A 24,319-nucleotide genomic window follows, 5' to 3' on the forward strand; every position below is an offset into this window, starting at 1 on the left:
CAGAGGTCGTACGGGCGTACGTACATGGTGGACGACGCACGCCGGGATGAACCCTCCCAGCGTACGTCCAGGCCGCCGGCCTGCGGGAACCGGCTCAGCCCAGCCGCTCGCCCGACGTGATGCGCACCCCGCGCGCCCAGTCGGCGGCGGCCATCGGCTTCTTGCCCTGGGCCTGCACCCAGAGCAGCTCGACGGCGTGCGAGCCCGTGCCCACGTACAGGTTCTTCTTGCCGACGCCCAGCTCGCCCGGGGCCAGGTCCGTGCGGTCAGGGGCGAGCACGGCCGTGCGCACCTTCAGGCGCTCGCCGCGGAACTCGGTCCACGCGCCGGGCGCGGGCGTGCAGCCGCGCACCACCCGGTCGACGCGGAGCGCGGGCGTGGCCCAGTCGATCCGGGCGTCCTCGACGGTGATCTTCGGGGCGAGGGAGACGCCGTCGGCGGGCTGCGGCACGGCCTTGAGGGAGCCGTCCTCGATGCCGTCCATCGTGGCGACGAGCAGCCCGGAGCCCGCGAAGGCCAGCCGGGTCAGCAGGTCGCCGCTGGTGTCAGTGGAGCGGACCTGCTCGGTCACCGTGCCGTACACGGGCCCGGAGTCGAGGCCCTCCTCGATGAGGAAGGTGGAGGCGCCGGTGATCTCGTCGCCCGCCATGACCGCGTGCTGCACGGGCGCCGCGCCGCGCCAGGCGGGCAACAGCGAGAAGTGCAGGTTCACCCAGCCGCGGGCGGGCACGTCGAGGGCGACCTTCGGCAGCAGCGCGCCGTAGGCGACGACCGGGCAGCAGTCCGGGCCGATCTCGCGCAGCCGGGCGAGGAAGTCCTCGTCGCGCGGCCGGTTCGGCTTGAGCACCTCGATGCCGGCCTCCTCCGCCCGCTCGGCGACCGGGCTCGCGACGAGGCGTCGGCCCCGGCCCGCGGGCGCGTCGGGCCGGGTCACCACGGCGGCGACCTCGTGCCGGTCGGAGGCGATCAGTGCGTCCAGAGCGGGAACGGCGACCTCGGGGGTGCCGGCGAAGACGAGCTTCATCGGTGGCTTACGGCCTCTCGGGGCAGGGTCACGGGCAGCGCACCAGTCTATGGGGCGCACGCCGGAACACGCGCCCCGCACGGGAACGGATACACCGCAACAGCGTGACCCCTCACTGGATGGCGCGTTGGTCAAGAAAGAGTTGACCAGACCAGGGGTCGTGCTCACCCAGCTCACTCAGGCGTCGGCGCAAGCCGATCGCTTGCTGCGTGCGCGGCCCGACCGTTCTCATCGCCGGTTCGAGAGGCTTGTACATGGCCGACCACGCAACCCACGACGCCCAGGCACGGGCCAGCCTGCACCTGCTTGTGCGGGACATCGAGCGGGTCCGCCGGCAGGTGGACGCACTGCGCACCCTCACCGCACAACTCGGCAACGTCTACCGGCCGCGCCGCTCCGGCCCCGCCGCGGGCTTCGTCGTCTACGGGCGGGCGCCCGCGCCGACCGTCCGCCTCGCCCAGGAGCTGCGGGACAGTGTCGAGACCCTGGTGACCGCCGCCGTGGACTTCGACCGTTCGCTGGGTTTCTCGTGGGACGCCGTGGGCTCCGCCCTCGGCGTCACCAAGCAGGCGGTCCACCGCAGGTACGGGGCGCGCAGGGCGGTCGCCCAGGCGGCGGCCGACGCCGAGCGCGCCGGCGACACGCCCACGTCCCCGCGCCCCGCCCTGCCGCTGACCACGGGCCCCCTGCCCTCGGTACCGGCCGCCCGCGCCATGCCGACCCAGCCGACCGCGAGCAGCCAGGGCCTGCGCGACGAGACCCGTCCGAACGCCTTCCCCGGCCCTCGCAACGGTTGAAGCCGTGCGCTCCTTGCTGCCTCCTCGCCCACCGGGCGGGGAGGCAGCGGCGTTTCGACGCCCCGGGCGACGCGGACCCGCTGCCGGCCGACACCGGGCGGATCCACCCACACCGGGTCCATCCCGCCCCGCGCCCACCCGCACCGGGTCCATCCCGCCCAGCGCCATCGGCGCTTCCCGGCACCTACGGCCCGGGCCCACCGTCCACCGATGCCCGGCGGGTCCACCCGTATCCGCACCGGGTCCGTCCCACCTCGCGCCGTCGGCGCTGACCGGCACGTACGGCCCGGGCCCACTGTCAGCCGATACCGACGGGCCCACCCGCACCCGCACCGAATCCGTCCCACATCGCGCCATCCGCGCTGACCGGCACGGACGGCCCGGGCCCACCCTCAGCCGATACCGACGGGCCCACCCGCACCCGCACCGGATCCGCCCCACATCGCGCCATCCGCGCTGACCGGCACGGACGGCCCGGGCCCGCCGTCAGCCGATGCCGGGCGGATCCACCCGCACCCGCACCGGATCCGTCCCGCCCCGTGCCATGCGTGCCGCCTGTGCCTGTTTCAGGGCGCGGGCCAGGGCGGCGCCGCTGCCCGGCGGTACACGGACCAGGTACCGCTCGCCCGGCTCCTCCGGCGGCGCCGTCCCCGTCCGCCGCGCGGGCGGCAGCGGGACCGGGCCGAGGACCTCCGCGTCCGCGGGCAGGTCGACCGCGCCGAGGAAGTCCGTGAGCGCGTCCGGCGCCCCGCTCACCGACGCCATGCGGGAGACCGGCGGGAAGCCCAGCTCGGCGCGGTCCGCTAGCTCGCGCACCGCGTGCCCCGCCGGGTCCCAGCGGACCAGCGCCTGCACGGGCCGCAGCGTCGGCTCGGCCATGATGACGACGGTGCCGCCCGCCTCCTGTGGCCGGACCAGCGCGGCGGCGGCGATCCAGCGGCGCAGCGCGTCCTCCCCCGCCCGCAGGTCGGGCCGCCCGAGCATGGCCCACCCGTCGAGCAGCAGCGCGGCCGCGTAGCCGCCCTCGGCGACGGGCTCGGCCCCCGGCGTGCTCACGACCAGCGCGGGCGCCGCCGACACCGTGTCGAGCACCTGCTCACGCCCCGACGTGCGCACCGGCACCGTCGAGAAGGCCCGGCCCAGCTCCTCCGCCGTGCGCCGCGCCCCGACGACCTGCGCCCGCAGCCGCGTGCCGCCGCACTCCGCGCAGTGCCAGTTCGCCTCCTCCCGGCCGCACCAGCCGCAGGCCAGGACCCCGGTCGCCTCCCGCGCCTCCAACGGGCCCGCGCAGTGCCGGCACCGGGCGGGCTCCCGGCACCGCTGACAGGCGAGGCGCGGCACATATCCGCGCCGGGGCACCTGCACGAGGACAGGGCCGTCCCGCAGCGCGGCCCGCGCCACGTCCCAGGCGAGGCTGGGCAGCCGGGCGGCCCGCGCCGCCTCGTCCCGCGCTACGTCCAGATCCCCGACGGTCCGTACGAGCGGAGCGACCCGCCGCACCGCTTCCCTGGGCGCGGCCACGGCAGCGGCCCACCCGCTGCGCACCAGCTGAGCCGCCTCGACGGTGCAGCTCCAACTCCCCAGCAGGAACGCGCACTTGTCCCGCGTGGCCCGCAGCTCAAGGACTTCGCGCACATGCGGGAACGGCGCCCGGTCGTCACTGTGGTGCGCGTCCCCGTCGTCCCACACCACCACGAGCCCGAGGTTCCGTACGGGGGCGAACATGGCGGCCCGCGTCCCCACCACGGCCCGCACGGCGCCCCGCCGGACGGCGAGCCACTCCGAATAGCGCCGCTGCTGCCCCGCGTCGGCGGTCAGCAGCGCATGCTGCCCCTCCCCCAGCGCCTCGCGCAACGCGGCGTCGACCCGCGCCGCGAGGCGTACGGTCGGCACGACCACGAGCGCCCCGCGCCCCGAGGCGAGCGTCGCCTGCACGGCGCGGGCGATCTCCCCGGCCCACTCGGGCCCGGGCAGCGCGGTCCACACGGCGCGCGGCGCACCCCCGGCGGCCAGGGACGCGACGAGATCGGCCCCGCGCTCGTACCGCTGCCACGACCCGGGTTCGGGCGCGGGCGGCGCGGGCGGCGGCGCCGGGAACTCCCGTGCCTCCGCCTTGCCGTGCCGGGGCGGCACCGCCAGTTGCAGCACGTCGGCGAGGCTGCCCGCGTACCGGTCGGCGACAGCCCGGGTGAGCCCCAACAGCTCCGCGTCGAGGACGGGTTCGGGCGAGAGGACCTGGGCGAGCGCGGCGAGCGGCCCCTGGTACTCCGCCTCGGCGACCCGCTCGATCAGGAACCCGTCGATGAGGCCGCCGCCCTCGCGCCGCCCGTCCCGCACGTTCTTCGACCCGGCCCCGAACCGCACCCGTACGCGCACACCCGGCTGCGCGACCGCGTCCAGCTCCTCCGGTACCGCGTACTCGAAGTACCGGTCGAGGTGGAGCACGCCCTTGTCGACGAGGACCCGGGCCACCGGCAGCTCCTTGGCGAGCGCCGCCCCCCGCCACGTGCGCGGCTTCGCCTTCGGCGCCTTCGCCCTGCGCACGCTCTCCCGAATGAGCGCAAGCTGCTCCGGTTGCTCGGGGGTGTCGTTCTCGCTGCTCACAGCTGTATTCCTACCAGAGGGCACCGACAGCGCCGGGCCCGGGAAAAACGCCGGGGCCCGGCCCTCCCGAAGGAGAGCCGGGCCCCGGAAACCAAGGCACCCAGGATTTACACGCCCGCGGCCTTGCGCAGCGCGTCCACGCGGTCCGTCTTCTCCCACGTGAAGTCGGGCAGCGGGCGCCCGAAGTGGCCGTAGGCGGCCGTCTGGGAGTAGATCGGGCGCAGCAGGTCGAGGTCGCGGATGATCGCGGCCGGACGGAGGTCGAAGACCTCGGAGATCGCCGACTCGATCTTGTCCGTGTCGACCGTGTTGGTGCCGAAGGTCTCCACGAAGAGACCGACCGGCTCGGCCTTGCCGATCGCGTACGCGACCTGGACCTCGCAGCGCGCGGCGAGACCCGCGGCCACCACGTTCTTCGCGACCCAGCGCATCGCGTACGCGGCGGAGCGGTCGACCTTGGACGGGTCCTTGCCGGAGAAGGCGCCGCCGCCGTGGCGGGCGTAGCCCCCGTAGGTGTCGATGATGATCTTGCGGCCGGTGAGGCCCGCGTCGCCCATCGGGCCGCCGATCTCGAAGCGGCCGGTCGGGTTGACCAGGAGGCGGTAGCCCTCGGTCTCCAGCTTGATGCCGTCGTCGACGAGCGCCTTCAGCTCGGGCTCGACGACGAACTCGCGGATGTCGGGGGCGAGCAGCGAGTCCAGGTCGATGTCGCTCGCGTGCTGCGAGGAGACGACGACCGTGTCCAGGCGGACCGCCTTGTCGCCGTCGTACTCGATGGTGACCTGGGTCTTGCCGTCGGGGCGCAGGTACGGGATCGTCCCGTTCTTGCGGACCTCGGACAGGCGGCGCGACAGCCGGTGCGCCAGGTGGATCGGGAGCGGCATGAGGTCCGGCGTCTCGTCGCACGCGTAGCCGAACATCAGGCCCTGGTCGCCGGCGCCCTGCTTGTCGAGCTCGTCCTCATCGCCCTCGACACGCTTCTCGTACGCCGTGTCGACACCCTGCGCGATGTCGGGCGACTGCGAGCCGATGGAGACCGAGACACCACAGGAGGCGCCGTCGAAGCCCTTCTTCGAGGAGTCGTAGCCGATCTCGAGGATCTTGTCGCGCACGAGCTGCGCGATCGGCGCGTACGCCTTGGTCGTGACCTCGCCGGCCACGTGCACCAGGCCGGTGGTGATCAGCGTCTCGACGGCGACGCGGGACGTGGGGTCCTCGCGCAGCAGCGCGTCGAGAATGGTGTCGCTGATCTGGTCAGCGATCTTGTCGGGGTGACCCTCGGTCACGGACTCCGAGGTGAACAGGCGACGGGACACAACGCTCCCTGTGGTTGCAGCGGCTGCTGGCTGATCATTGTTGGACTGCCGGGAGCTGCGCCCGGCGGTGTCCGCGTTCAGTTTATCGGTCGCGCTCGGTCGCCGGACCACGAATCCCACCCCTTGGGAGGGCTGTGACCTGCGACACGGCATTCTGCGACACGATGAACCGTCTCCGGAAGACTACTGGGCGCCCGGAATCGGCGGGTTTTCAGACACGCCGGACGACATGCCCGACGACACGCGGGACGACCTCGTCCCAGATCCGGTCCGCGAGCGCCTCCTTCGGACCGTACGGGATGGGCGTCTCGCTGCCGTCGGCGCCCAGGATGACGGCCTCGTTCTCCTCGGCGCCGAAGGTCTTGCGCTCCCCGACCTCGTTGACGACGAGCAGGTCACAGCCCTTGCGGGCGAGTTTGGCGCGGCCGTTGGCGAGGACGTCGTCGGTCTCGGCGGCGAAGCCGACGACCACTTGGCCCTCGCGGGCGCGGGTCCGGGACACCTCGGCGAGGATGTCCGGATTGCGGACGAGCGCGATCGGGGCGGGCTCCTCGCCGTCCTTCTTCTTGATCTTGCCGGTGGCGTAGGTCTCGGGGCGGAAGTCGGCGACGGCCGCCGCCATGACCACCGCGTCGGCGTCCGCCGCCGCCTTCAGGACCGCCTCCCGCAGCTGCACGGCCGTGCCCACGTGGACGACGTCGACGCCCGCCGGGTCCGGCAGCGTCGCGTTCGCGGAGAGAAGAGTCACGCGGGCGCCGCGCGCGGCGGCGGTGCGGGCGAGCGCGTAGCCCTGCTTGCCCGAGGAGCGGTTGCCGAGGAAGCGGACCGGGTCGAGGGGTTCGCGGGTGCCGCCCGCGCTGACCACGACGTGCTTCCCGGCCAGGTCCGTCGTGGCCGCGTCGGCGCCGCGCGCCAGGACCCGGCGCACGTACTCGAAGATCTCGACCGGGTCGGGGAACCGGCCCTTGCCGGTGTCGACGCCGGTCAGCCTGCCGACGGCGGGCTCGATGACGAGGGCGCCGCGGCGGCGCAGCGTCGCCACGTTCTCCTGCGTCGCCGGGTGCTCCCACATCTCGGTGTGCATGGCGGGCGCGAAGACGACCGGGCAGCGGGCCGTGAGGAGCGTGTTGGTGAGCAGGTCGTCGGCGAGGCCGTGGGCGGCCTTGGCGAGCATGTCGGCGGTGGCCGGGGCGACGATCACCAGGTCCGCGTGCTGCCCGATCCGTACGTGCGGCACCTCGTGGACGGACTCCCAGACCTCGGTGGAGACCGGGTTGCCGGAGAGCGCGGACCAGGTGGCGGCGCCGACGAAGTGGAGCGCGGAGTCGGTGGGGACGACGCGCACGTCGTGGCCGGACTCGGTCAGGCGGCGCAGCAGCTCACACGCCTTGTAGGCGGCGATTCCGCCACTGACCCCGAGCACGACCTTGGGCTTGGACGACACCGGCTCTCCCCTGGCTTCAGAAAAACGTACGACTCCATGACACACCACAGGCCCGACAGACGGGCTGTCGGGCCTGTGGGAAAGCTGACGGAGCTACTGCGCCGGGCCCTCGATGGCCTCGGACGTCAGCAGACCCGCGTTGATCTCGCGAAGGGCGATCGAGAGCGGCTTCTCGTGGACGTGCGTGTCCACCAGCGGGCCGACGTACTCGAGGAGACCCTCACCGAGCTGCGAGTAGTACGCGTTGATCTGACGCGCGCGCTTGGCGGCGTAGATGACCAGGCTGTACTTCGAGTCGGTGGCTTCGAGCAGCTCATCAATCGGCGGGTTGATGATGCCCTCGGGCGCGGTGATGGAAGAGGACACTCTCTGCCTTCCGATGGGGGCCGGGACCGGGGTCCCGACTGGGGTAAAGATCAAAGAACCTTCATCAAGGCTAGCAGCTCACGCGCCACGTCCTCGACGGAGGTGTTGACCAGGGTCGTGTCGAACTCCGCCTCGGCGGCCAGCTCCACCTTCGCGGCCTCGAGCCTGCGCTCGATGACCTCCGGCGCCTCGGTGCCGCGTCCGGTGAGCCGGCGGACCAGCTCCTCCCAGCTCGGCGGGGCGAGGAAGACCAGCTGCGCCTCGGGCATCGACTCCCTGACCAGGCGAGCACCCTGGAGGTCGATCTCGAGCAGCACCGGCTCCCCCGCCTCCAGGCGGTCGAGCACGGCGCCGCGCGGGGTGCCGTAGCGGTTCCCCGCGAACTCGGCCCACTCGAGGAGCTCGCCGTTGGCGATCAGCTTGTCCATCTCCTCGTCGGTGACGAAGAAGTACTGGACTCCGTGCTGCTCGCCGGGGCGCGGCTTGCGGGTCGTCGCCGACACCGAGAGCCAGACCTCGGGGTGTTCCTTGCGCATATGAGCGACGACCGTGCTCTTGCCGACCCCCGAGGGGCCGGAGAGCACGGTCAGCCGCGGACGTTCACTCATGCAGCGATTATTCCAGTTGTTCCGGAGTGCCCCGGACCAGCCCGGGGGCCGGCCCATGGCCTCAGGCTCCGGTGCTGCCGAACTCGCGCTCCAGGGAGGCGATCTGGTTGGAACCGAGACCGCGCACCCGGCGGGATTCGGAGATCCCGAGACGCTCCATGATCTGCTTGGCGCGGACCTTGCCCACGCCCGGCAGGGACTCCAGGAGGGCGGAGACCTTCATCTTGCCGATGACGTCGTTCTCCTGGCCCTGCTTGATGACCTCGTGGAGGGAGGCGCCGGAGTGCTTGAGTCGATTCTTCACCTCGGCCCGCTCCCGGCGAGCCGCGGCGGCCTTTTCGAGCGCGGCTGCGCGCTGTTCAGGGGTAAGGGGCGGAAGAGCCACGCCTACGTCACCTCGGATGTCGAAACTGTCGGATACGGACCGGTGAGGAACGTAGCCGCCCCACACCTCTCGACGGAGACTAGCGGCCTGGGCCGCCTGAGTCAGCGAGAACGAACGAAAAGTCCTGGTCAGCCTCTATGGAGCCGCGCATTTCCGACAAAACAACCCGCAAATCGGTCAGGATTCGGACGCGGGCCGGAAAGTCGGCACGGAGTGCCACCCCGGAGCACCTCTCATCAGGCGCCTTCGACCGCCTCACGCACCTCGTCCGCGAACCGCACGGCCGCGTCCCGCAGCGCCGCGACCGAGGGCCCGGCCTTGAGGACGCCTCGGCTCACGTTCGGTACGACGTTGCGCACGGCGGCGCCGAAGACCGTCGGGAGATCGGCGGCGGTGGCACCCTGCGCCCCGATGCCGGGGGCGAGGAGCGGACCGTTGATCGCAAGGTCGTACGAGGAGAGGTCGCCCAGGGTCGCGCCGACGACCGCGCCGAAGGAGCCGAGCGGGCTCTCCCCCGCGTTCTCCTCGGCGAGGTGGGCGAGCATCGTCGCGCCGACATTGCGGCCGTCGGCGCGCACCGCGTGCTGCACCTCGCCGCCCTCCGGGTTGGAGGTGAGGGCGAGGACGAAGAGGCCCGCGCCCGACTCGCGCGCGAGGTCGACGGCCGGCTTCAGCGACCCGTAGCCCAGGTACGGGGAGACGGTCAGCGCGTCGGAGAACAGCGGGGAGTCCTTGTGCAGGAAGGTCTCCGCGTAGGCGGCCATGGTGGAGCCGATGTCGCCGCGCTTGGCGTCCATGACGACGAGGGTGCCGGCGGCCCGCAGGTCGGCGACGGCGCGCTCCAGGACGGCGATGCCGCGCGAGCCGAACCGCTCGAAGAACGCCGCCTGGGGCTTGACCACGGCGACGGTGTCGGCCAGGGCCTCGACCGACGTCCGCGTGAAGGTCTCCAGGCCCGCGATGTCGTCGCTCAGGCCCCAGGAGGAGAGCAGGGCGGCGTGCGGGTCGATGCCGACGCAGAGCGGGCCGCGCTCGTCCATGACACGGCGCAGCCGGGCGCCGAAGGGTTCGTTCGCACTCATGCGGCCACCTGCTTGTTCCTGGTGTCGGCGCCGACTGCCTCGGCGAGCGTGGCGTACGGGGAGTTGTTCAGGCGCGCGGCAAGGCCCTTGTGGATGGCGCGGGCGTAGAACGGGCCCTCGTAGATGAAGGCCGAGTAGCCCTGGACCAGGGTGGCGCCGGCGAGGATGCGCTGCCAGGCGTCCTCGGCGTTCTCGACGCCGCCGACGCCGATCAGGGTGAGCTGGTCGCCCACGCGCGCGTAGAGGCGCCTCAGGACCTCCAGGGAGCGCTCCTTGAGCGGCGCCCCGGACAGGCCGCCGGCCTCGTCCACGACGGCGCCCTGGGTGCGCAGGCCCTCGCGGGAGATCGTGGTGTTGGTGGCGATGATGCCGTCCAGGCCGAGTTCGACGGCGAGGTCGGCGACCGCGTCGATGTCCTCGTCGGCGAGGTCGGGCGCGATCTTCACCAGGAGCGGGACGCGGCGCGTGCGCACGGTGCGGTCGGCGGCGTCGCGCACGGCGGTGAGCAGCGGCCGCAGCGCCTCCGTGGCCTGGAGGTTGCGCAGGCCCGGCGTGTTCGGCGAGGAGACGTTGACGACGAGGTAGTCCGCGAAGGCGGCGAGGCGCTCGGTCGACTTCACGTAGTCCGAGGCGGCGTCGGCCTCGTCGACCACCTTGGTCTTGCCGATGTTCACGCCGACCGTCGTCTTGAAGACCGGGTTGCGGGAAGCAAGGCGGGCCGCGACGGCCAGCGAGCCCTCGTTGTTGAAGCCCATGCGGTTGATGAGCGCGCGGTCCTGGACGAGCCGGAAGAGGCGCTTCTTGGGGTTGCCGGGCTGCGGCTCGCCCGTGACGGTGCCGATCTCGACGTGGTCGAAGCCGAGCATCGCCATGCCGTCGATCGCGACAGCGTTCTTGTCGAACCCGGCGGCCAGGCCGAAGGGGCCGTGCATACGGAGGCCGAGGGCCTCGGTGCGCAGCTCCTTGTAGCGCGGCGCCAGGGCGGCGGCGATGTAGGTGCGCAGGACGGGGACGCGGGCGGCGCCCCGGATCCAGCGGAAGGCGGCGTAGTGGGCCTTCTCGGGGTCCATGCGCTTGAAGACGAGGTGGAAGAACAGCTTGTACATGGCGGGGTCCTCAGGAGTCCTCGGGAGTCGGGCGGCCTCATGAAGAGGGGGACACCGTTTCCGGTGTCCCCCTCGGGGCTGCTAGTCGCGGGCCGCGGTCAGGTGTTCCGCGTGTTCCTGCAAGGAGCGGACGCCGACGTCGCCATGGGTGAGGGCGTCGATGCCCTGGACGGCGGCGGCGAGCGCCTGGACCGTCGTCAGGCAGGGCACGGAGCGGGCCACGGCCGCCGTGCGGATCTCGTAGCCGTCGAGGCGGCCGCCGGTGCCGTACGGGGTGTTGACGATGAGGTCGACGTCGCCCGAGTGGATCAGCTGGACGATCGTCTTCTCGCCGTTCGGGCCCTCGCCCTCGGACTGCTTGCGCACGACCGTGGCGTTGATGCCGTTGCGCTTGAGGACCTCGGCGGTGCCGGAGGTGGCGAGCAGCTCGAAGCCGTGGGCGACCAGCTCGCGCGCCGGGAAGATCATCGAGCGCTTGTCGCGGTTGGCGACGGAGATGAACGCGCGGCCCTTCGTGGGCAGCGGCCCGTAGGCGCCCGCCTGCGACTTGGCGTACGCCGTGCCGAAGACGGTGTCGATGCCCATGACCTCGCCGGTGGAGCGCATCTCCGGACCGAGGACCGTGTCGACGCCGCGGCCCTGGATGTCGCGGAAGCGCGACCAGGGCATGACGGCCTCCTTGACGGAGATCGGCGCGTCGAGCGGCAGCGTGCCGCCGTCGCCGTGCTTGGGCAGCAGGCCCTCGGCGCGCAGCTCGGCGACGGTGGCGCCGAGCGAGATGCGGGCGGCGGCCTTCGCGAGCGGCACCGCGGTCGCCTTCGAGGTGAAGGGGACGGTGCGCGACGCGCGCGGGTTGGCCTCCAGGACGTAGAGGATGTCCCCGGCGAGCGCGAACTGGATGTTGATCAGGCCGCGGACACCGACGCCCTTGGCGATGCCCTCGGTGGAGGCGCGCAGGCGCTTGATGTCGAAGCCGCCGAGGGTGATCGGGGGCAGGGCGCACGCCGAGTCGCCGGAGTGGATGCCGGCCTCCTCGATGTGCTCCATGACGCCGCCGAGGTAGAGCTCCTCGCCGTCGTAGAGGGCGTCGACGTCGATCTCGATGGCGTCGTCGAGGAAGCGGTCCACGAGCACGGGGCGGCTCGGGCTGATCTCCGTCGACTCCTCGATGTAGGAGGAGAGGCGGGTCTCGTCGTAGACGATCTCCATGCCGCGGCCGCCGAGCACGTAGGACGGGCGGACGAGGACCGGGTAGCCGATCTCGTCGGCGATCGCCTTCGCTTCCGCGAACGTGGTGGCGGTGCCGTGCTTGGGCGCCGGGAGACCGGCCTCGGCGAGGACGCGGCCGAAGGCGCCGCGGTCCTCGGCGGCGTGGATCGCCTCGGGCGGGGTGCCGACGACCGGGACGCCGTTGTCCTTGAGCGCCTGGGCGAGGCCGAGCGGGGTCTGGCCGCCGAGCTGGACGACGACGCCCGCGATGGGCCCGGCCAGGGACTCCGCGTGGACGATTTCGAGCACGTCCTCAAGGGTCAGCGGCTCGAAGTACAGGCGGTCGGAGGTGTCGTAGTCGGTGGAGACGGTCTCCGGGTTGCAGTTGACCATCACGGTCTCGTAGCCCGCGTCGCTGAGCGCGAAGGAGGCGTGGACGCAGGAGTAGTCGAACTCGATGCCCTGGCCGATGCGGTTCGGGCCCGAGCCGAGGATGATCACCGCGGGCTTCTCGCGCGGCGCGACCTCGGACTCCTCGTCGTAGGAGGAGTAGAAGTACGGCGTCTTCGCGGCGAACTCGGCGGCGCAGGTGTCGACCGTCTTGTAGACCGGGCGGACGCCGAGCGCGTGCCGGACCTCGCGGACGACGTCCTCGCGCAGGCCGCGCAGCTCGGCGATCTGCTGGTCGGAGAAGCCGTGGCGCTTGGCCTCGGCGAGCAGCTCCGCGTCCAGGCGCTCGGCGGCGGCCAGCTCGTCGGCGACCTCCTTGATGAGGAAGAGCTGGTCCACGAACCACGGGTCGATCTTCGTGTAGTCGAAGACCTCCTCGGGCGTGGCACCGGCCCGGATCGCCGCCATGACGGTGTTGATCCGGCCGTCGGTCGGGCGCACGGAGGCTTCGAGCAGCTCCTTCTTGTCGCCGACCGGGCCGACGAAGGTGAACTGGCTGCCCTTCTTCTCCAGGGAGCGCAGCGCCTTCTGGAACGCCTCGGTGAAGTTGCGGCCGATCGCCATGGCCTCGCCGACCGACTTCATGGTCGTGGTGAGGGTGGAGTCGGCGCTCGGGAACTTCTCGAAGGCGAAGCGCGGGGCCTTCACGACCACGTAGTCGAGCGTCGGCTCGAAGGAGGCCGGGGTCTTCTCGGTGATGTCGTTCGGGATCTCGTCGAGCGTGTAACCGACGGCCAGCTTGGCGGCGATCTTCGCGATCGGGAAGCCGGTGGCCTTCGACGCGAGCGCCGAGGAGCGGGAGACGCGCGGGTTCATCTCGATGACGATGACGCGGCCGTCGACCGGGTTGATCGCGAACTGGATGTTGCAGCCGCCGGTGTCGACGCCGACCTCGCGGATGATCGCGATGCCGATGTCGCGCAGGCGCTGGTACTCGCGGTCGGTCAGCGTCATGGCGGGCGCGACGGTGATCGAGTCGCCGGTGTGGACGCCCATCGGGTCGAAGTTCTCGATGGAGCAGACGACTACGACGTTGTCGTTCTTGTCGCGCATCAGCTCCAGCTCGTACTCCTTCCAGCCGAGGATGGACTCCTCCAGGAGCACCTCGGTGGTCGGGGAGAGCGTGAGGCCCTGACCGGCGATGCGGCGCAGCTCCTCCTCGTCGTGGGCGAAGCCGGAACCGGCGCCGCCCATCGTGAAGGAGGGGCGGACGACGACGGGGTAGCCGCCGAGGGTGTCGACGCCCTTGATGACGTCGTCCATGGAGTGGCAGATCACCGAGCGGGCGGACTCGCCGTGCCCGATCTTCTTGCGGACCTCCTCGACGACGTCCTTGAAGAGGTCGCGGTCCTCGCCCTTGTTGATCGCCTCGACGTTGGCGCCGATCAGCTCGACGCCGTACTTGTCGAGAACGCCCTGGTCGTGCATGGAGATCGCGGTGTTGAGCGCGGTCTGGCCGCCGAGGGTCGGCAGGAGCGCGTCGGGGCGCTCCTTGGCGATGATCTTCTCGACGAACTCGGGGGTGATCGGCTCGACGTACGTGGCGTCGGCGATCTCCGGGTCGGTCATGATCGTCGCCGGGTTGGAGTTGACGAGGATGACGCGCAGGCCCTCGGCCTTGAGGACGCGGCACGCCTGGGTGCCGGAGTAGTCGAACTCGGCGGCCTGGCCGATGACGATCGGGCCGGAGCCGATGACCAGGACGGACTGGATATCGGAGCGCTTAGGCACGCTGGCCCTCCATCAGGGTGACGAAACGGTCGAACAGGTAGGCGGCGTCGTGCGGTCCGGCCGCCGCCTCCGGGTGGTACTGGACGGAGAACGCCGGCTGGTCGAGCAGCTGGAGGCCCTCGACGACCTGGTCGTTCAGGCAGACGTGGGAAACCTCGGCGCGGCCGAAGGGCGTCTCGCTGACCTTGTCGAGCGGCGCGTCCACGGCGAAGCCGTGGTTGTGCGCGGTGACCTCGACCTTGCCGGTGGTGCGGTCCTGCACCGGCTGGTTGATGCCGCGGTGGCCGTACTTCAGCTTGTACGTGCCGAAGCCGAGGGCGCGGCCGAGGATCTGGTTGCCGAAGCAGATGCCGAAGAGCGGCGTCTTGCGCGCGAGGACGGCGCGCATCAGCGCGACCGGCCCTTCGGCGGTGGCCGGGTCGCCGGGCCCGTTGGAGAAGAAGACGCCGTCGGGGGCGGCCGCGTAGACCTCCTCCTCGGTGGCGGTGGCGGGCAGGACGTGCACCTCGATGCCGCGTTCGGCCATGCGGTGCGGGGTCATGCCCTTGATGCCGAGGTCGATCGCGGCGACGGTGAACTTCTTCTCACCGACGGCCGGGACGACGTAGGCCTCCTTGGTGGCGACCTCCTCGTACAGGCTGCGGCCCTTCATGCCGGGCTGGGCCTGGACGCGCTCGACCAGCTCGGCGTCGGACGGCAGTGTCTCGCCGGAGAAGACGCCGGAGCGCATGGAGCCGCGCTCGCGCAGGTGGCGGGTGAGGGCGCGGGTGTCGATGCCGCTGATGCCGACGACGCCCTGGGCGCTCAGCTCGTCGTCGAGGGTGCGCTTGGAGCGCCAGTTGGACGGCACGCGCGCGGGGTCGCGCACGACGTAGCCGGAGACCCAGATGCGGGCCGACTCGTCGTCCTCGTCGTTCCAGCCCGTGTTGCCGATCTGCGGGGCGGTGGCGACCACGATCTGGTGGGCGTACGACGGGTCGGTGAGGGTCTCCTGGTAGCCGGTCATGCCGGTGGAGAAGACGGCCTCGCCGAAGGTCTCCCCCACGGCCCCGTAGGCGCGGCCGCGGAACACCCGGCCGTCCTCCAGGACGAGAACGGCGGGAACCTTGCTGGTTCCCCTTGTGGAGGTGGTCATCGTGCGGTGCCTTCCGTCGTGATGTGCTTCTTGCTCATGTCATTGATGGCGGTGACCCACTCGGCCTGCTCGGCGGCGTGGTCCGCGCGGAAGCCGGAGTCGATCAGCTTGTCGCCGTGGGCCCAGGTGACGATCAGGAGACCGCCCTCCGTGAGGACCTTGCCGGCGATGCCCTTGTCGAGCCGGGCCTCGCGCAACGCGTCCGCCGGGACGAAGAAGTCGGCCGCTCCGGGGCGTACGACGTCGAGTCCGGCGTCCGTCAGCGTCAGCTCGACGCGGCTGCGGGTGCCCAGGCCGTGCGCCACGATGCGGTCGAGCCACTGCCCGGCGGTGGTGGAGCCGTGGTAGCGACCGCTCATGCTCAGTTTCGGCTCGCCAGGCGTCTCGGGCGACTGCGGCAGGGGCGGTACGTCGCCTTGCAGCGTGCCGCGCCACTTCCAGCCCTGGCGCATCAGCCAGTACACGAGGGCGACGAAGAGGCCGAGGCCGACGATCCAGCCGATCCGGTCGGGCCAGTCGGTCACGTCCGCCGACTTCTGCTCGGCGGCCAGGACCAGGGGGCGGATGGGGTGCAGAGGTGTCACGCGAGCTTCCCGTCGGCGAGGGTGGCCTTGCCCCGCAGCCAGGTGTGGGTGACGCGCCCCGGCAGCTCACGGCCCTCGTAAGGGGTGTTGCGGCTGCGGGAGGCGAAGCCCGCGGGGTCAACGCTTCCACGGTAGTCCGCGTCGACCAGAACGAGGTTGGCGGGCTCACCTGCCGAGACGGGCCGTCCGTGCCCCTTGGCCTGCCCGATCTCGGCGGGCTTGAAGGACATGCGGTCCGCGACACCGGCCCAGTCGAGCAGCCCGGTCTCCACCATGGTCTGCTGCACGACGCTCAGCGCCGTCTCCAGGCCGACCATGCCCATGGCGGCGGCGGCCCACTCGCAGTCCTTGTCCTCGTGCGGGTGCGGGGCGTGGTCGGTGGCGACGATGTCGATCGTGCCGTCGGCCAGCGCCTCGCGCAGCGCCATGACGTCCTTCTCGGTGCGCAGCGGCGGGTTGACCTTGTAGACCGGGTTGTAGGAGCGCACCAGCTCGTCGGTGAGGAGCAGGTGGTGCGGGGTGACCTCGGCGGTCACGTCGATGCCGCGGGACTTGGCCCAGCGGACGATCTCCACGGACCCGGCGGTGGAGAGGTGGCAGATGTGGACGCGGGAGCCGACGTGCTCGGCGAGCAGCACGTCACGGGCGATGATCGATTCCTCGGCGACGGCGGGCCAGCCGCCGAGGCCCAGCTCGGCGGAGACGGTGCCCTCGTTCATCTGGGCGCCCTCGGTGAGGCGGGGCTCCTGCGCGTGCTGGGCGACGACGCCGCCGAACGCCTTCACGTACTCCAGGGCGCGGCGCATGATCACGGCGTCGTGGACGCACTTGCCGTCGTCGGAGAAGACGGTGACGCCGGCGGTGGAGTCGTGCATGGCGCCCAGCTCGGCGAGCTTCTGGCCCTCCAGGCCGACCGTGACGGCGCCGATGGGCTGCACGTCGCAGTAGCCGTGCTCCTGGCCGAGCCGGTGGACCTGCTCGACGACGCCGGCGGTGTCGGCCACGGGGAAGGTGTTGGCCATGGCGAAGACGGCGGTGTAGCCACCGGAGGCGGCGGCCCGGGTGCCGGTGAGGACGGTCTCGGAGTCCTCGCGGCCGGGCTCGCGCAGGTGGGTGTGGAGGTCGACGAGGCCCGGAAGCAGGACCTTGCCGTCGGCCTCGACGACCTCGTCGACACCGTCGGCGCTGAGGCCGCTGCCGACCTCGGCGATGACGGCCCCGTCGATCAGCACGTCCTGCGGCTCGCCGCCAAGGACCTTCGCACCGCGGATCAGGATCTTGCTCATTGGTTACTTCTCCTCGGTACGAGAGTGGGTGACGGCGGGCTCGGCGCCGCCGAGCAGCAGGTAGAGGACGGCCATCCGGGTGTGGACGCCGTTGGCGACCTGTTCGATGGCGGTGCAGCGGTCGGAGTCGGCGACCTCGGCGGTGATCTCCATGCCGCGCACCATCGGGCCGGGGTGCATCACGATCGCGTGCTCCGGCATCTTCGCCATGCGGTCGCCGTCGAGCCCGTAGCGGCGCGAGTACTCGCGCTCGGTCGGGAAGAACGCGGCGTTCATGCGCTCGCGCTGGACGCGCAGCATCATCACGGCGTCGGACTTGGTGAGCGTGGAGTCGAGGTCGTAGCTGACCTCGCAGGGCCAGGTCTCGACGCCGACGGGCAGCAGGGTGGGCGGGGCGACGAGGGTGACCTCGGCGCCGAGCGTGTGCAGCAGGTCGACGTTGGAGCGGGCCACGCGGCTGTGCAGGACGTCGCCGACGAGCGTGACGCGCTTGGCGTCGAGGCCCTGGCCGATCCCGGCGTCGGCGCCGACGAGGCGGCGGCGCATCGTGAAGGCGTCCAGGAGCGCCTGCGTGGGGTGCTGGTGGGTGCCGTCACCGGCGTTGATCACCGGGGCGTCGATCCAGCCGGAGGTGGCGAGCCGGTACGGGGCGCCGGACGCGCCGTGCCGGATGACGACGGCATCGACGCCCATCGCCTCCAGGGTCTGCGCGGTGTCCTTCAGGGACTCGCCCTTGGAGACGCTGGAGCCCTTGGCGGCGAAGTTGATGACGTCGGCGGAGAGGCGCTTCTCGGCGGCCTCGAAGGAGATCCGGGTCCGGGTCGAGTCCTCGAAGAAGAGGTTGCAGACGGTCCGGCCGCGCAGCGCGGGCAGCTTCTTGATGGGCCGGTCGGCGACGCGGGCCATCTCCTCGGTGGTGTCGAGGATGAGGACGGCGTCGTCGCGGCTGAGGTCGGCGGCCGAGATGAGGTGTCGCATCATCGGGGTGCTCCGTAGGGAAGATCAGAACATAAGGGGCATACGGGCGCGCGAGGGCACACCTGCGGAGGCGTACGGCCCGGTACGGGCGCGCACGCGCGCGGGGTGGGCTACTGCTCGGCCGCCTTGGCGTCCGGCTTGGCACCGAGCAGCACGGCGTCGCGGCCATCCTCCTCGGCGAGCTGGACCTTGACCGTCTCCCGCAGCGACGTGGGGAGGTTCTTGCCGACGTAGTCGGCGCGGATCGGGAGTTCGCGGTGGCCCCGGTCGACCAGGACCGCGAGCTGCACCGCGCGCGGGCGCCCGATGTCGTTCAGGGCGTCGAGGGCGGCGCGGATGGTGCGGCCGGAGAAGAGCACGTCGTCGACGAGGACCACCAGGCGGCCGTCGATCCCCTCGGCGGGGATGTCGGTGCGGGCGAGCGCACGCGGCGGGTGCATGCGCAGGTCGTCGCGGTACATCGTGATGTCGAGGGAGCCGACGGGTACGGCGCGGCCGGTGATCTCCTGGAGCTTCTCGGCCAGGCGGCGAGCGAGGAAGACGCCTCGCGTGGGGATGCCCAGGAGGACCACGTCCTCGGCGCCCTTGGCGCGCTCGACGATCTCGTGGGCGATACGGGTCAGCACCCGTGCGATGTCAGGACCTTCGAGGACGGACCGGGCATCGGAATTCTGCGTGTCCATACGAAACGGACCCCCTTCTCCGCCTCACGGGACGGATCTTAAAGGACGTCGGAATTGCGCCATCCACAGTACCAGGACCCGAACGGCGCTGATCACCCCCCTGGCGGAGCGCACGAGGTGCGAGATCGCCCGATTTGGGAGAAGGTCGGTACGGACCATTCGGCTTGACGCGGCCAAGTAACGCTGCGTAACCTCACAGTGAGTTACCAGCCACGCGGCGCAGCCGCACAGTGATGCAGTGTCCGGGGAGCTATATGTCCAGCGAATACGCCAAACAGCTCGGGGCCAAGCTCCGCGCGATCCGTACCCAGCAGGGCCTTTCCCTTCACGGTGTCGAGGAGAAGTCCCAGGGACGCTGGAAGGCGGTCGTGGTCGGGTCGTACGAGCGCGGCGACCGTGCCGTGACCGTGCAGCGCCTTGCCGAGCTGGCGGACTTCTACGGGGTTCCGGTGCAGGAACTGCTGCCGGGGACCACCCGGGCGGCGCTGCCGAGCCGCCGCCGAAGCTCGTCCTGGACCTGGAGCGCCTGGCCCACGTGCCGCCGGAGAAGGCGGGCCCGCTGCAGCGGTACGCCGCCACGATCCAGTCGCAGCGCGGTGACTACAACGGCAAGGTGCTCTCGATCCGCCAGGACGACCTGCGCACCCTCGCGGTCATCTACGACCAGTCGCCCTCGGTCCTGACCGAGCAGCTCATCAGCTGGGGCGTCCTGGACGCGGACGCGCGGCGCGCGGTGGCGCACGAGGAAGCCTGATCCGGGCCTTTTTACCGATGTAACGAAGAAACGTCACACCCCGAGGGGCGGAGCCACCTGGTTCCGCCCCTCGGGCGTTCTCAGACCGCGTAGAGCCGCCCGATGACCTCCGGCAGCAGCCGCTCGCTCAGCCTCGGCGGCAGCGCCTGCAGGACGGCGAGCACCGGCGCCATCCGCCCGGGCAGCCGGCCGTCCGCGCCGACGCCCGCGAGCGTCAGCGCCAGCTCGACCTCCTCCGGGGTGAGCGCCTCCGGGTCGAGCGACGCGGCGGCCTCGACGATCGCCGGGTCCACCCGTACCGGACCGGCCGCGCGCGCCCGCGCCACCGCCTTCTCCAGATCGGCCAGGAGCAGCCGTACGGTCTCCTCGTCCGCGACGGCGGCGGTCACCGTCAGATGCAGAGTGGCCGGGGACGCGCCGAAGGCGGGCTGCGGCTGGAGGTACCAGCCGTTCCCCCGGATCTCGTCGGCGACCACGAACACGTCGACGTCCGGGTCCTCGGCGGCGACCGCGAGCAGTGCCGCGTCGGGCCGCGCGAGCAACCGCAGCCCGTCGATCCGGCCGATGCCGTCGGCGAGGCCGAGGGTCGCCCTGTGCACGCGCGCCGACAACGCGGCGTAACCCTCGGTCCCGACGCGCTCGGTCACGGCCCAGGCCGCGGCGAGCGGTCCGGCCGCCTTGGTGCCCTGGAGCGTCGCGTTGACCACGGGGTAGCCGGGCCAGGAGGCGTGCGCGAACCAGCCATGGCGGCGCAGTTCGGCGTCCCGGAAGAGGAGGAGCGAGGCGCCCTTCGCGGTGTAGGCGTACTTGTGGAGGTCGACGGAGAGGGAGGTGACCCCGGGGACGCACAGGTCGAACGGCTCCACCTCGGGCCCGCCCGGCACCCCGCGCAGATGCCCCAGGTACCAGCCGCCGATGCAGGCGTCCACGTGACAGAGCACCCCGCGACGCGCGGCCTCCGCCGCCACCTCAGAGACCGGGTCGATGACGCCATGCGCGTACGAGGGCGCCGAGACGACGACCAGGGCGGTGCGGTCGGTGATCGCCGCCGCCATGTCCGCCGCGCGCACCCGGAACGTCTCCGGGTCGACCGGCACGCTCACCACCCGCAGCCCGAACACCTCGGCGGCCTTGTGGAACGCGGCGTGCGCCGTCTCGGGCAGGACCAGCTCGGGGTCGCTCACCCCGCGCGCGCGGCGGGCGTGCTGCCGGGCGGTCAGGGCGGCGAGCAGGCAGCTCTCGGTGCCGCCGCTGGTGAAGGTGCCCGCACCGCCGCCGAGGAGGGCCGTGGCACGGCGCACCAGGTCGTTCTCCAGCTGAACGACGCTGGGGAAGGCCGTCATGTCGAGCCCGTTGACCCCGGCGAAGGCGGCGTGCGCGGCGTTCGCGAGCTCCTCCAGGCCGTCGAGCCCGGAGTCGTAGACGTAGGCCATGGTGCGGCCGCCGCGGACGGGGAGGTCGCCCGCGCGCAGCTCGGCGAGGCGTGCGAGGAGCGGATCGGGCGACGGCGGAAGGGGCACACTCGGCTGAGGCATGGCCAGAACCTAGTGAGGGTCCGGAGAACGCACCAGGCCCGAAGCAGAACATTGTTCAGGTTCTGCTTCGGGCCTGCGGTGGTACGTGCGCTTCGCGGCGGTTACGCCTGGTCGCGGCGGAGCGAGGGCTTCAGGTCCTTGAAACGGCCCAGAAGCCCGTTGATGAACGCCGGGGACTCGTCGGTGGAGAACTCCTTGGCCAGCGAGACGGCCTCGTCGAGCACCACGGCGTCCGGGGTCCCGTCGACCCAGACCAGTTCGTAGGCGCCGAGCCGCACGATGTTGCGGTCGACGACCGGCATCCGGTCCAGGGTCCACCCGACCGCGTACTGCGCGATCAGCTCGTCGATCCGGCCCGCGTACTCCGCGTACCCCTCGACCAGCTCCATCGTGTACTCGCTGACGGGCGGCTGGCGCGTGTCGGTGCGGGAGTGCCGGATCCAGTCCGCGAGGACCGTCGTGACGGAGTCACCGCGCTGGTCCGCCTCGAAGAGGATCTGGAAGGCGCGCTTACGGGCCGTGTTACGGGCAGCCACGGTTAGCTGTTCACCCGGCCGAGGTAGCCGCTGTCACGGGTGTCGACCTTGATCTTCTCGCCCGTGGTGATGAAGAGCGGCACCTGGATCTGGTGGCCGGTCTCCAGGACGGCGGGCTTGGTGCCACCGGTGGAGCGGTCGCCCTGGACGCCCGGCTCCGTCTCCTTGATGGTGAGCTCGACGGCGGCCGGCAGCTCGACGAAGAGCACCTCGCCCTCGTGCTGCGCGACCGAGGCGGTGAAGCCCTCGATCAGGAAGTTGGCGGCGTCACCGACGGCCTTGCGGTCGACGTGCAGCTGGTCGTAGGTCTCCATGTCCATGAAGACGAAGTAGTCGCCGTCCATGTACGAGAACTGCATGTCGCGCTTGTCGATCGTGGCCGTCTCGACCTTGACGCCGGCGTTGAACGTCTTGTCGACGACCTTGCCGGAGAGCACGTTCTTGAGCTTGGTGCGCACGAAGGCCGGGCCCTTGCCGGGCTTGACGTGCTGGAACTCGACGACGGACCAGAGCTGGCCGCCTTCGAGCTTGAGCACCAGGCCGTTCTTGAGGTCGTTCGTGGAAGCCACGGTTGCGGAATCTCCTGGACTGACGTGGACGACCCCGGCGCAGGCGCTCCGCGTCAAGCTAGAGCGCGAGCAGCTCCTTGGTCGTGATGGTGAGTAGCTCGGGTCCGCCGTCCGCCTCGGGGCGGACGACGAGCGTGTCATCGATCCGGACACCGCCCCGGCCCGGGAGGTGGACCCCCGGTTCGACGGTGACCGGCACACAAGCGTCCAGTTTACCCATGGCGGCGGGGGCCAATTGCGGGTCCTCGTCGATTTCGAGCCCCACCCCGTGTCCGGTGAGCTGTGGAAGGGCCGCGCCGTGCCCGGCCGCGTCCAGTACGTGCCGGGCGGCCCGGTCCACCTCGCGGCACTCCGCGCCGGGCAGCAGCGACTCCCTGCCCTGCCGCTGAGCGGCGAAGACGAGGTCGTACAGCTCGATCTGCCAGTCCGCGGGCGAGGTCCCGATGACGAAGGTCCGGCCGACCTCGCAGCGGTAGCCGCGGTAGGTGGCGCCCAGGCAGACGGAGAGGAAGTCGCCCTCCTCGACGCGGCGGTCGCTCGGGCGGTGGGCGCCGAGACCCGAGTGGGGTCCCGTGCCGACGCTCGTCGGGAAGGCGGGGCCGTCTGCGCCGTGGTCGACAAGTCGACGTTCCAGCTCCAGGGCCAGGTGGCGCTCGGTGCGGCCGACGAGGATCGACTCCAGGAGTTCGCCGAGCGCCTGGTCGGCAATCTCGGCGGCGATCCGCAGACAGGAGATCTCCTCCTCGTCCTTGACCAGGCGCAGCTGTTCGACGGCCTTGTGCAGATCGGTGAGGAGCAGGCCGGGGGCGACGGAGCCGATCTCCCGGTGCCTCGCCATCGTCAGATGATGCTCCTCGACGGCGAGCGAACCGGCGCCCTGCGCGAGCGCCACGTCGGCGGCGGCGACCGCCGGGTCACCCCCGGGCGCATCCAGGATCTGCACCCGCAGCCCCTCGTCGGCCCGGCCCTCGGCGGGCTGCCCGCTCGGCTGCCGCGCGCAGAGCAGGACGTCGCCGCTGCCGCCGGCGTCCGGGCCGACGAGCAGCACGGCGCCGGGCGGGGCCGCCCCGGTGAGATAGCGGACGTTGGCGGGGCGCGACACCAGCGCGGACGCGCTGCCGCCCGCTGTAGCGCGCTGTCTGAGCCGGTCCCGTCGTGCCGCGTACGCCTCTGCCATGAGGCCAACGTACGAGCGGGCGCGCCGGGCGGCCGGTTCAGCGCGTCCGGACGGGCGGCGCCGCTACCCGCAAGCCGCTACCCGCACCGGGTCACCACTGGGGCGGGCTCGCGATCGCGCGGGCGAGCACCTCGTCGAGGACCTGCGCCGTGCCCGCCACGTCGAGCTGGGAGTTGTCGATGATCGGCAGGCCCGAGCCGTACCAGCCCGCCATCCGGCCGTGGATCGCGGCGACCTCCTCGTCGCTGAGGCGGCGGTTGCCGCTGCGCTGCGCGTTGCGCTCCAGGACGATCTCCAGGCCCGGCAGCAGGACGACGGGGAGCAGTCCCGGGCCGACGTGCCGCTTCCAGCCGCCGAGGCCGACGACCGGCCGGTCCGGGAAGACGGCGTCGTCGAGGATGCAGGAGATCCCGTTCGCCAGGAAGTTACGGGCGGCGAAGCCGCAGGTGCGGCGGGCGAGACGGTACTGCGCCTCACTGTTGTCGTTCCACCCGGTCTGCGGGTCGGCGAACCCCGAGCGCACCCATTCCCGTACGTCGTCCAGGCTGATGTGGGCCGTGGGGACGCGGCGGCGGTCCGCCCAGAACTTGGCGACGCTGGTCTTGCCCGCGCCCGCGGGGCCGATGAGCAGCACCGCGAGGGTGGTCGCCGCCGGATCGGCGGGCGCCTGCGCGGGCGGCGGGCTCGGCACGGCGACGGGGGCGCCGGGCGGGAGCTGGACGTGGCCCGTGGTGTCGCGCGGCGGGCCCTGCGGGGGCGGAGCCTGCGGGTGCGGCGGCGGGCCCTGCGGGGGCGGGGCGCCGGTGAACCCGGGCGCGCCGGGGTGCTGCTGCGCCTGCTGCGGCGCGGGCCAGGGGCCGGCCGCTCCGTGCCCCGGCCGGTGGGGCGGTGGCAGCGGAGATCCCACTGCGTGCTGCATCCGGTGCCACTCCGTCTCGTACAAGCGTCGTTGGGGCGCCG

Annotated in this window: 21 protein-coding genes and 1 pseudogene; 2 read left to right on the forward strand and 20 right to left on the reverse strand. The window is 72.0% G+C overall.

Annotation, left to right across the window (positions count from 1 at the left end):
* Positions 1-94: 94 nt before the first annotated feature.
* Positions 95-1,024: a methionyl-tRNA formyltransferase gene (gene fmt, locus N5I75_RS05515; RefSeq protein ID WP_476674898.1), complete on the reverse strand. Its 930-nt coding sequence runs from the start codon at positions 1,022-1,024 to the stop codon at positions 95-97.
* 254 nt (positions 1,025-1,278) lie between these two features.
* Here fmt and N5I75_RS05520 point away from each other — a divergent pair, with 254 nt between their 5' ends.
* A complete protein-coding gene (locus N5I75_RS05520; protein WP_476674900.1) occupies positions 1,279-1,821 on the forward strand; it encodes a hypothetical protein in 543 nt (180 codons plus the stop codon).
* Between the two features lie 486 nt (positions 1,822-2,307).
* On the opposite strand, the gene N5I75_RS05525 is transcribed toward N5I75_RS05520, so the two are convergent.
* The 14 genes from N5I75_RS05525 to pyrR form a co-directional block, all read right to left on the reverse strand.
* On the reverse strand, positions 2,308-4,425 hold the full coding sequence (locus tag N5I75_RS05525) for a primosomal protein N' (protein WP_476674902.1): 2,118 nt from the start codon (positions 4,423-4,425) through the stop codon (positions 2,308-2,310).
* Between the two features lie 107 nt (positions 4,426-4,532).
* The gene (gene metK / locus N5I75_RS05530; protein ID WP_476674904.1) at positions 4,533-5,741 is read right to left on the reverse strand and encodes a methionine adenosyltransferase; all 1,209 of its coding nucleotides are present in this window, start codon (positions 5,739-5,741) and stop codon (positions 4,533-4,535) included.
* Between the two features lie 211 nt (positions 5,742-5,952).
* A complete protein-coding gene (coaBC, locus tag N5I75_RS05535) occupies positions 5,953-7,185 on the reverse strand; it encodes a bifunctional phosphopantothenoylcysteine decarboxylase/phosphopantothenate--cysteine ligase CoaBC (protein WP_476674906.1) in 1,233 nt (410 codons plus the stop codon).
* Positions 7,186-7,278: 93 nt separating this feature from the next.
* Positions 7,279-7,551 carry a DNA-directed RNA polymerase subunit omega gene (rpoZ, locus tag N5I75_RS05540; RefSeq protein WP_005319902.1) on the reverse strand — a complete coding sequence of 91 codons (273 nt, stop codon included), beginning with the start codon at positions 7,549-7,551 and terminating at the stop codon, positions 7,279-7,281.
* 50 nt (positions 7,552-7,601) lie between these two features.
* Positions 7,602-8,159 (reverse strand): guanylate kinase, encoded by a 558-nt coding sequence (gene gmk / locus N5I75_RS05545; protein ID WP_476674913.1) that lies wholly within the window; start codon positions 8,157-8,159, stop codon positions 7,602-7,604.
* A 61-nt stretch (positions 8,160-8,220) separates the two neighbouring features.
* Positions 8,221-8,544 carry an integration host factor gene (locus tag N5I75_RS05550; RefSeq protein ID WP_026246651.1) on the reverse strand — a complete coding sequence of 108 codons (324 nt, stop codon included), beginning with the start codon at positions 8,542-8,544 and terminating at the stop codon, positions 8,221-8,223.
* Positions 8,545-8,780: 236 nt separating this feature from the next.
* On the reverse strand, positions 8,781-9,626 hold the full coding sequence (gene pyrF / locus N5I75_RS05555) for an orotidine-5'-phosphate decarboxylase (protein ID WP_476674916.1): 846 nt from the start codon (positions 9,624-9,626) through the stop codon (positions 8,781-8,783).
* Positions 9,623-10,732: a quinone-dependent dihydroorotate dehydrogenase gene (locus tag N5I75_RS05560; protein WP_476674918.1), complete on the reverse strand. Its 1,110-nt coding sequence runs from the start codon at positions 10,730-10,732 to the stop codon at positions 9,623-9,625. Before N5I75_RS05560 ends, pyrF begins: the two co-directional genes overlap by 4 nt.
* Positions 10,733-10,813: 81 nt before the next feature.
* A complete protein-coding gene (carB, locus tag N5I75_RS05565; protein WP_476674920.1) occupies positions 10,814-14,122 on the reverse strand; it encodes a carbamoyl-phosphate synthase large subunit in 3,309 nt (1,102 codons plus the stop codon).
* A complete protein-coding gene (carA, locus tag N5I75_RS05570; protein ID WP_476674922.1) occupies positions 14,115-15,257 on the reverse strand; it encodes a glutamine-hydrolyzing carbamoyl-phosphate synthase small subunit in 1,143 nt (380 codons plus the stop codon). The genes carB and carA overlap by 8 nt, the downstream gene beginning before the upstream one ends.
* A complete protein-coding gene (locus N5I75_RS05575; RefSeq protein ID WP_476676927.1) occupies positions 15,254-15,832 on the reverse strand; it encodes a PH-like domain-containing protein in 579 nt (192 codons plus the stop codon). Before N5I75_RS05575 ends, carA begins: the two co-directional genes overlap by 4 nt.
* A 5-nt stretch (positions 15,833-15,837) precedes the next feature.
* Positions 15,838-17,127, reverse strand: a complete 1,290-nt coding sequence (locus tag N5I75_RS05580) for a dihydroorotase (protein ID WP_476674924.1) — start codon at positions 17,125-17,127, stop codon at positions 15,838-15,840.
* 3 nt (positions 17,128-17,130) lie between these two features.
* A complete protein-coding gene (locus N5I75_RS05585) occupies positions 17,131-18,108 on the reverse strand; it encodes an aspartate carbamoyltransferase catalytic subunit (protein WP_476674926.1) in 978 nt (325 codons plus the stop codon).
* 107 nt (positions 18,109-18,215) lie between these two features.
* Positions 18,216-18,788, reverse strand: a complete 573-nt coding sequence (gene pyrR / locus N5I75_RS05590) for a bifunctional pyr operon transcriptional regulator/uracil phosphoribosyltransferase PyrR (RefSeq protein WP_476674928.1) — start codon at positions 18,786-18,788, stop codon at positions 18,216-18,218.
* Positions 18,789-19,042: 254 nt separating this feature from the next.
* On the opposite strand from pyrR, the pseudogene bldD reads away from it, so the two are divergent.
* Positions 19,043-19,542 (forward strand): annotated as a pseudogene (gene bldD, locus N5I75_RS05595) (transcriptional regulator BldD).
* A gap of 80 nt (positions 19,543-19,622) precedes the next feature.
* On the opposite strand, the gene N5I75_RS05600 reads toward bldD, so the two are convergent.
* From N5I75_RS05600 to N5I75_RS05620, 5 genes are all read right to left on the reverse strand, one after another.
* Positions 19,623-21,077: a pyridoxal phosphate-dependent decarboxylase family protein gene (locus N5I75_RS05600; protein WP_476674930.1), complete on the reverse strand. Its 1,455-nt coding sequence runs from the start codon at positions 21,075-21,077 to the stop codon at positions 19,623-19,625.
* A gap of 101 nt (positions 21,078-21,178) precedes the next feature.
* Positions 21,179-21,613, reverse strand: coding sequence for a transcription antitermination factor NusB (nusB, locus tag N5I75_RS05605; RefSeq protein WP_476674932.1), 435 nt, complete (start codon positions 21,611-21,613; stop codon positions 21,179-21,181).
* A 2-nt stretch (positions 21,614-21,615) separates the two neighbouring features.
* A complete protein-coding gene (efp, locus tag N5I75_RS05610) occupies positions 21,616-22,182 on the reverse strand; it encodes an elongation factor P (protein ID WP_476674934.1) in 567 nt (188 codons plus the stop codon).
* Positions 22,183-22,240: 58 nt separating this feature from the next.
* Positions 22,241-23,359, reverse strand: a complete 1,119-nt coding sequence (locus N5I75_RS05615) for an aminopeptidase P family protein (protein WP_476674936.1) — start codon at positions 23,357-23,359, stop codon at positions 22,241-22,243.
* Between the two features lie 91 nt (positions 23,360-23,450).
* Positions 23,451-24,278: a Pro-rich N-terminal domain-containing protein gene (locus N5I75_RS05620; protein WP_476674938.1), complete on the reverse strand. Its 828-nt coding sequence runs from the start codon at positions 24,276-24,278 to the stop codon at positions 23,451-23,453.
* Between the last annotated feature and the right edge of the window lie 41 nt (positions 24,279-24,319).

The organism is Streptomyces sp. R818 (genome assembly GCF_056172735.1).

Excerpts from the sequence above, each read along its gene's own strand:
- pyrR (WP_476674928.1), bottom strand. The coding sequence starts at position 18,788 with ATGGACACGCAGAATTCCGATGCCCGGTCCGTCCTCGAAGGTCCTGAC.
- pyrF (WP_476674916.1), bottom strand. The coding sequence starts at position 9,626 with ATGAGTGCGAACGAACCCTTCGGCGCCCGGCTGCGCCGTGTCATGGAC.
- N5I75_RS05600 (WP_476674930.1), bottom strand. The coding sequence starts at position 21,077 with ATGCCTCAGCCGAGTGTGCCCCTTCCGCCGTCGCCCGATCCGCTCCTC.
- N5I75_RS05520 (WP_476674900.1), top strand. The coding sequence starts at position 1,279 with ATGGCCGACCACGCAACCCACGACGCCCAGGCACGGGCCAGCCTGCAC.
- fmt (WP_476674898.1), bottom strand. The coding sequence starts at position 1,024 with ATGAAGCTCGTCTTCGCCGGCACCCCCGAGGTCGCCGTTCCCGCTCTG.
- carA (WP_476674922.1), bottom strand. The coding sequence starts at position 15,257 with ATGACCACCTCCACAAGGGGAACCAGCAAGGTTCCCGCCGTTCTCGTC.
- N5I75_RS05615 (WP_476674936.1), bottom strand. The coding sequence starts at position 23,359 with ATGGCAGAGGCGTACGCGGCACGACGGGACCGGCTCAGACAGCGCGCT.
- N5I75_RS05620 (WP_476674938.1), bottom strand. The coding sequence starts at position 24,278 with ATGCAGCACGCAGTGGGATCTCCGCTGCCACCGCCCCACCGGCCGGGG.
- gmk (WP_476674913.1), bottom strand. The coding sequence starts at position 8,159 with ATGAGTGAACGTCCGCGGCTGACCGTGCTCTCCGGCCCCTCGGGGGTC.
- N5I75_RS05560 (WP_476674918.1), bottom strand. The coding sequence starts at position 10,732 with ATGTACAAGCTGTTCTTCCACCTCGTCTTCAAGCGCATGGACCCCGAG.
- N5I75_RS05585 (WP_476674926.1), bottom strand. The coding sequence starts at position 18,108 with ATGATGCGACACCTCATCTCGGCCGCCGACCTCAGCCGCGACGACGCC.
- N5I75_RS05580 (WP_476674924.1), bottom strand. The coding sequence starts at position 17,127 with ATGAGCAAGATCCTGATCCGCGGTGCGAAGGTCCTTGGCGGCGAGCCG.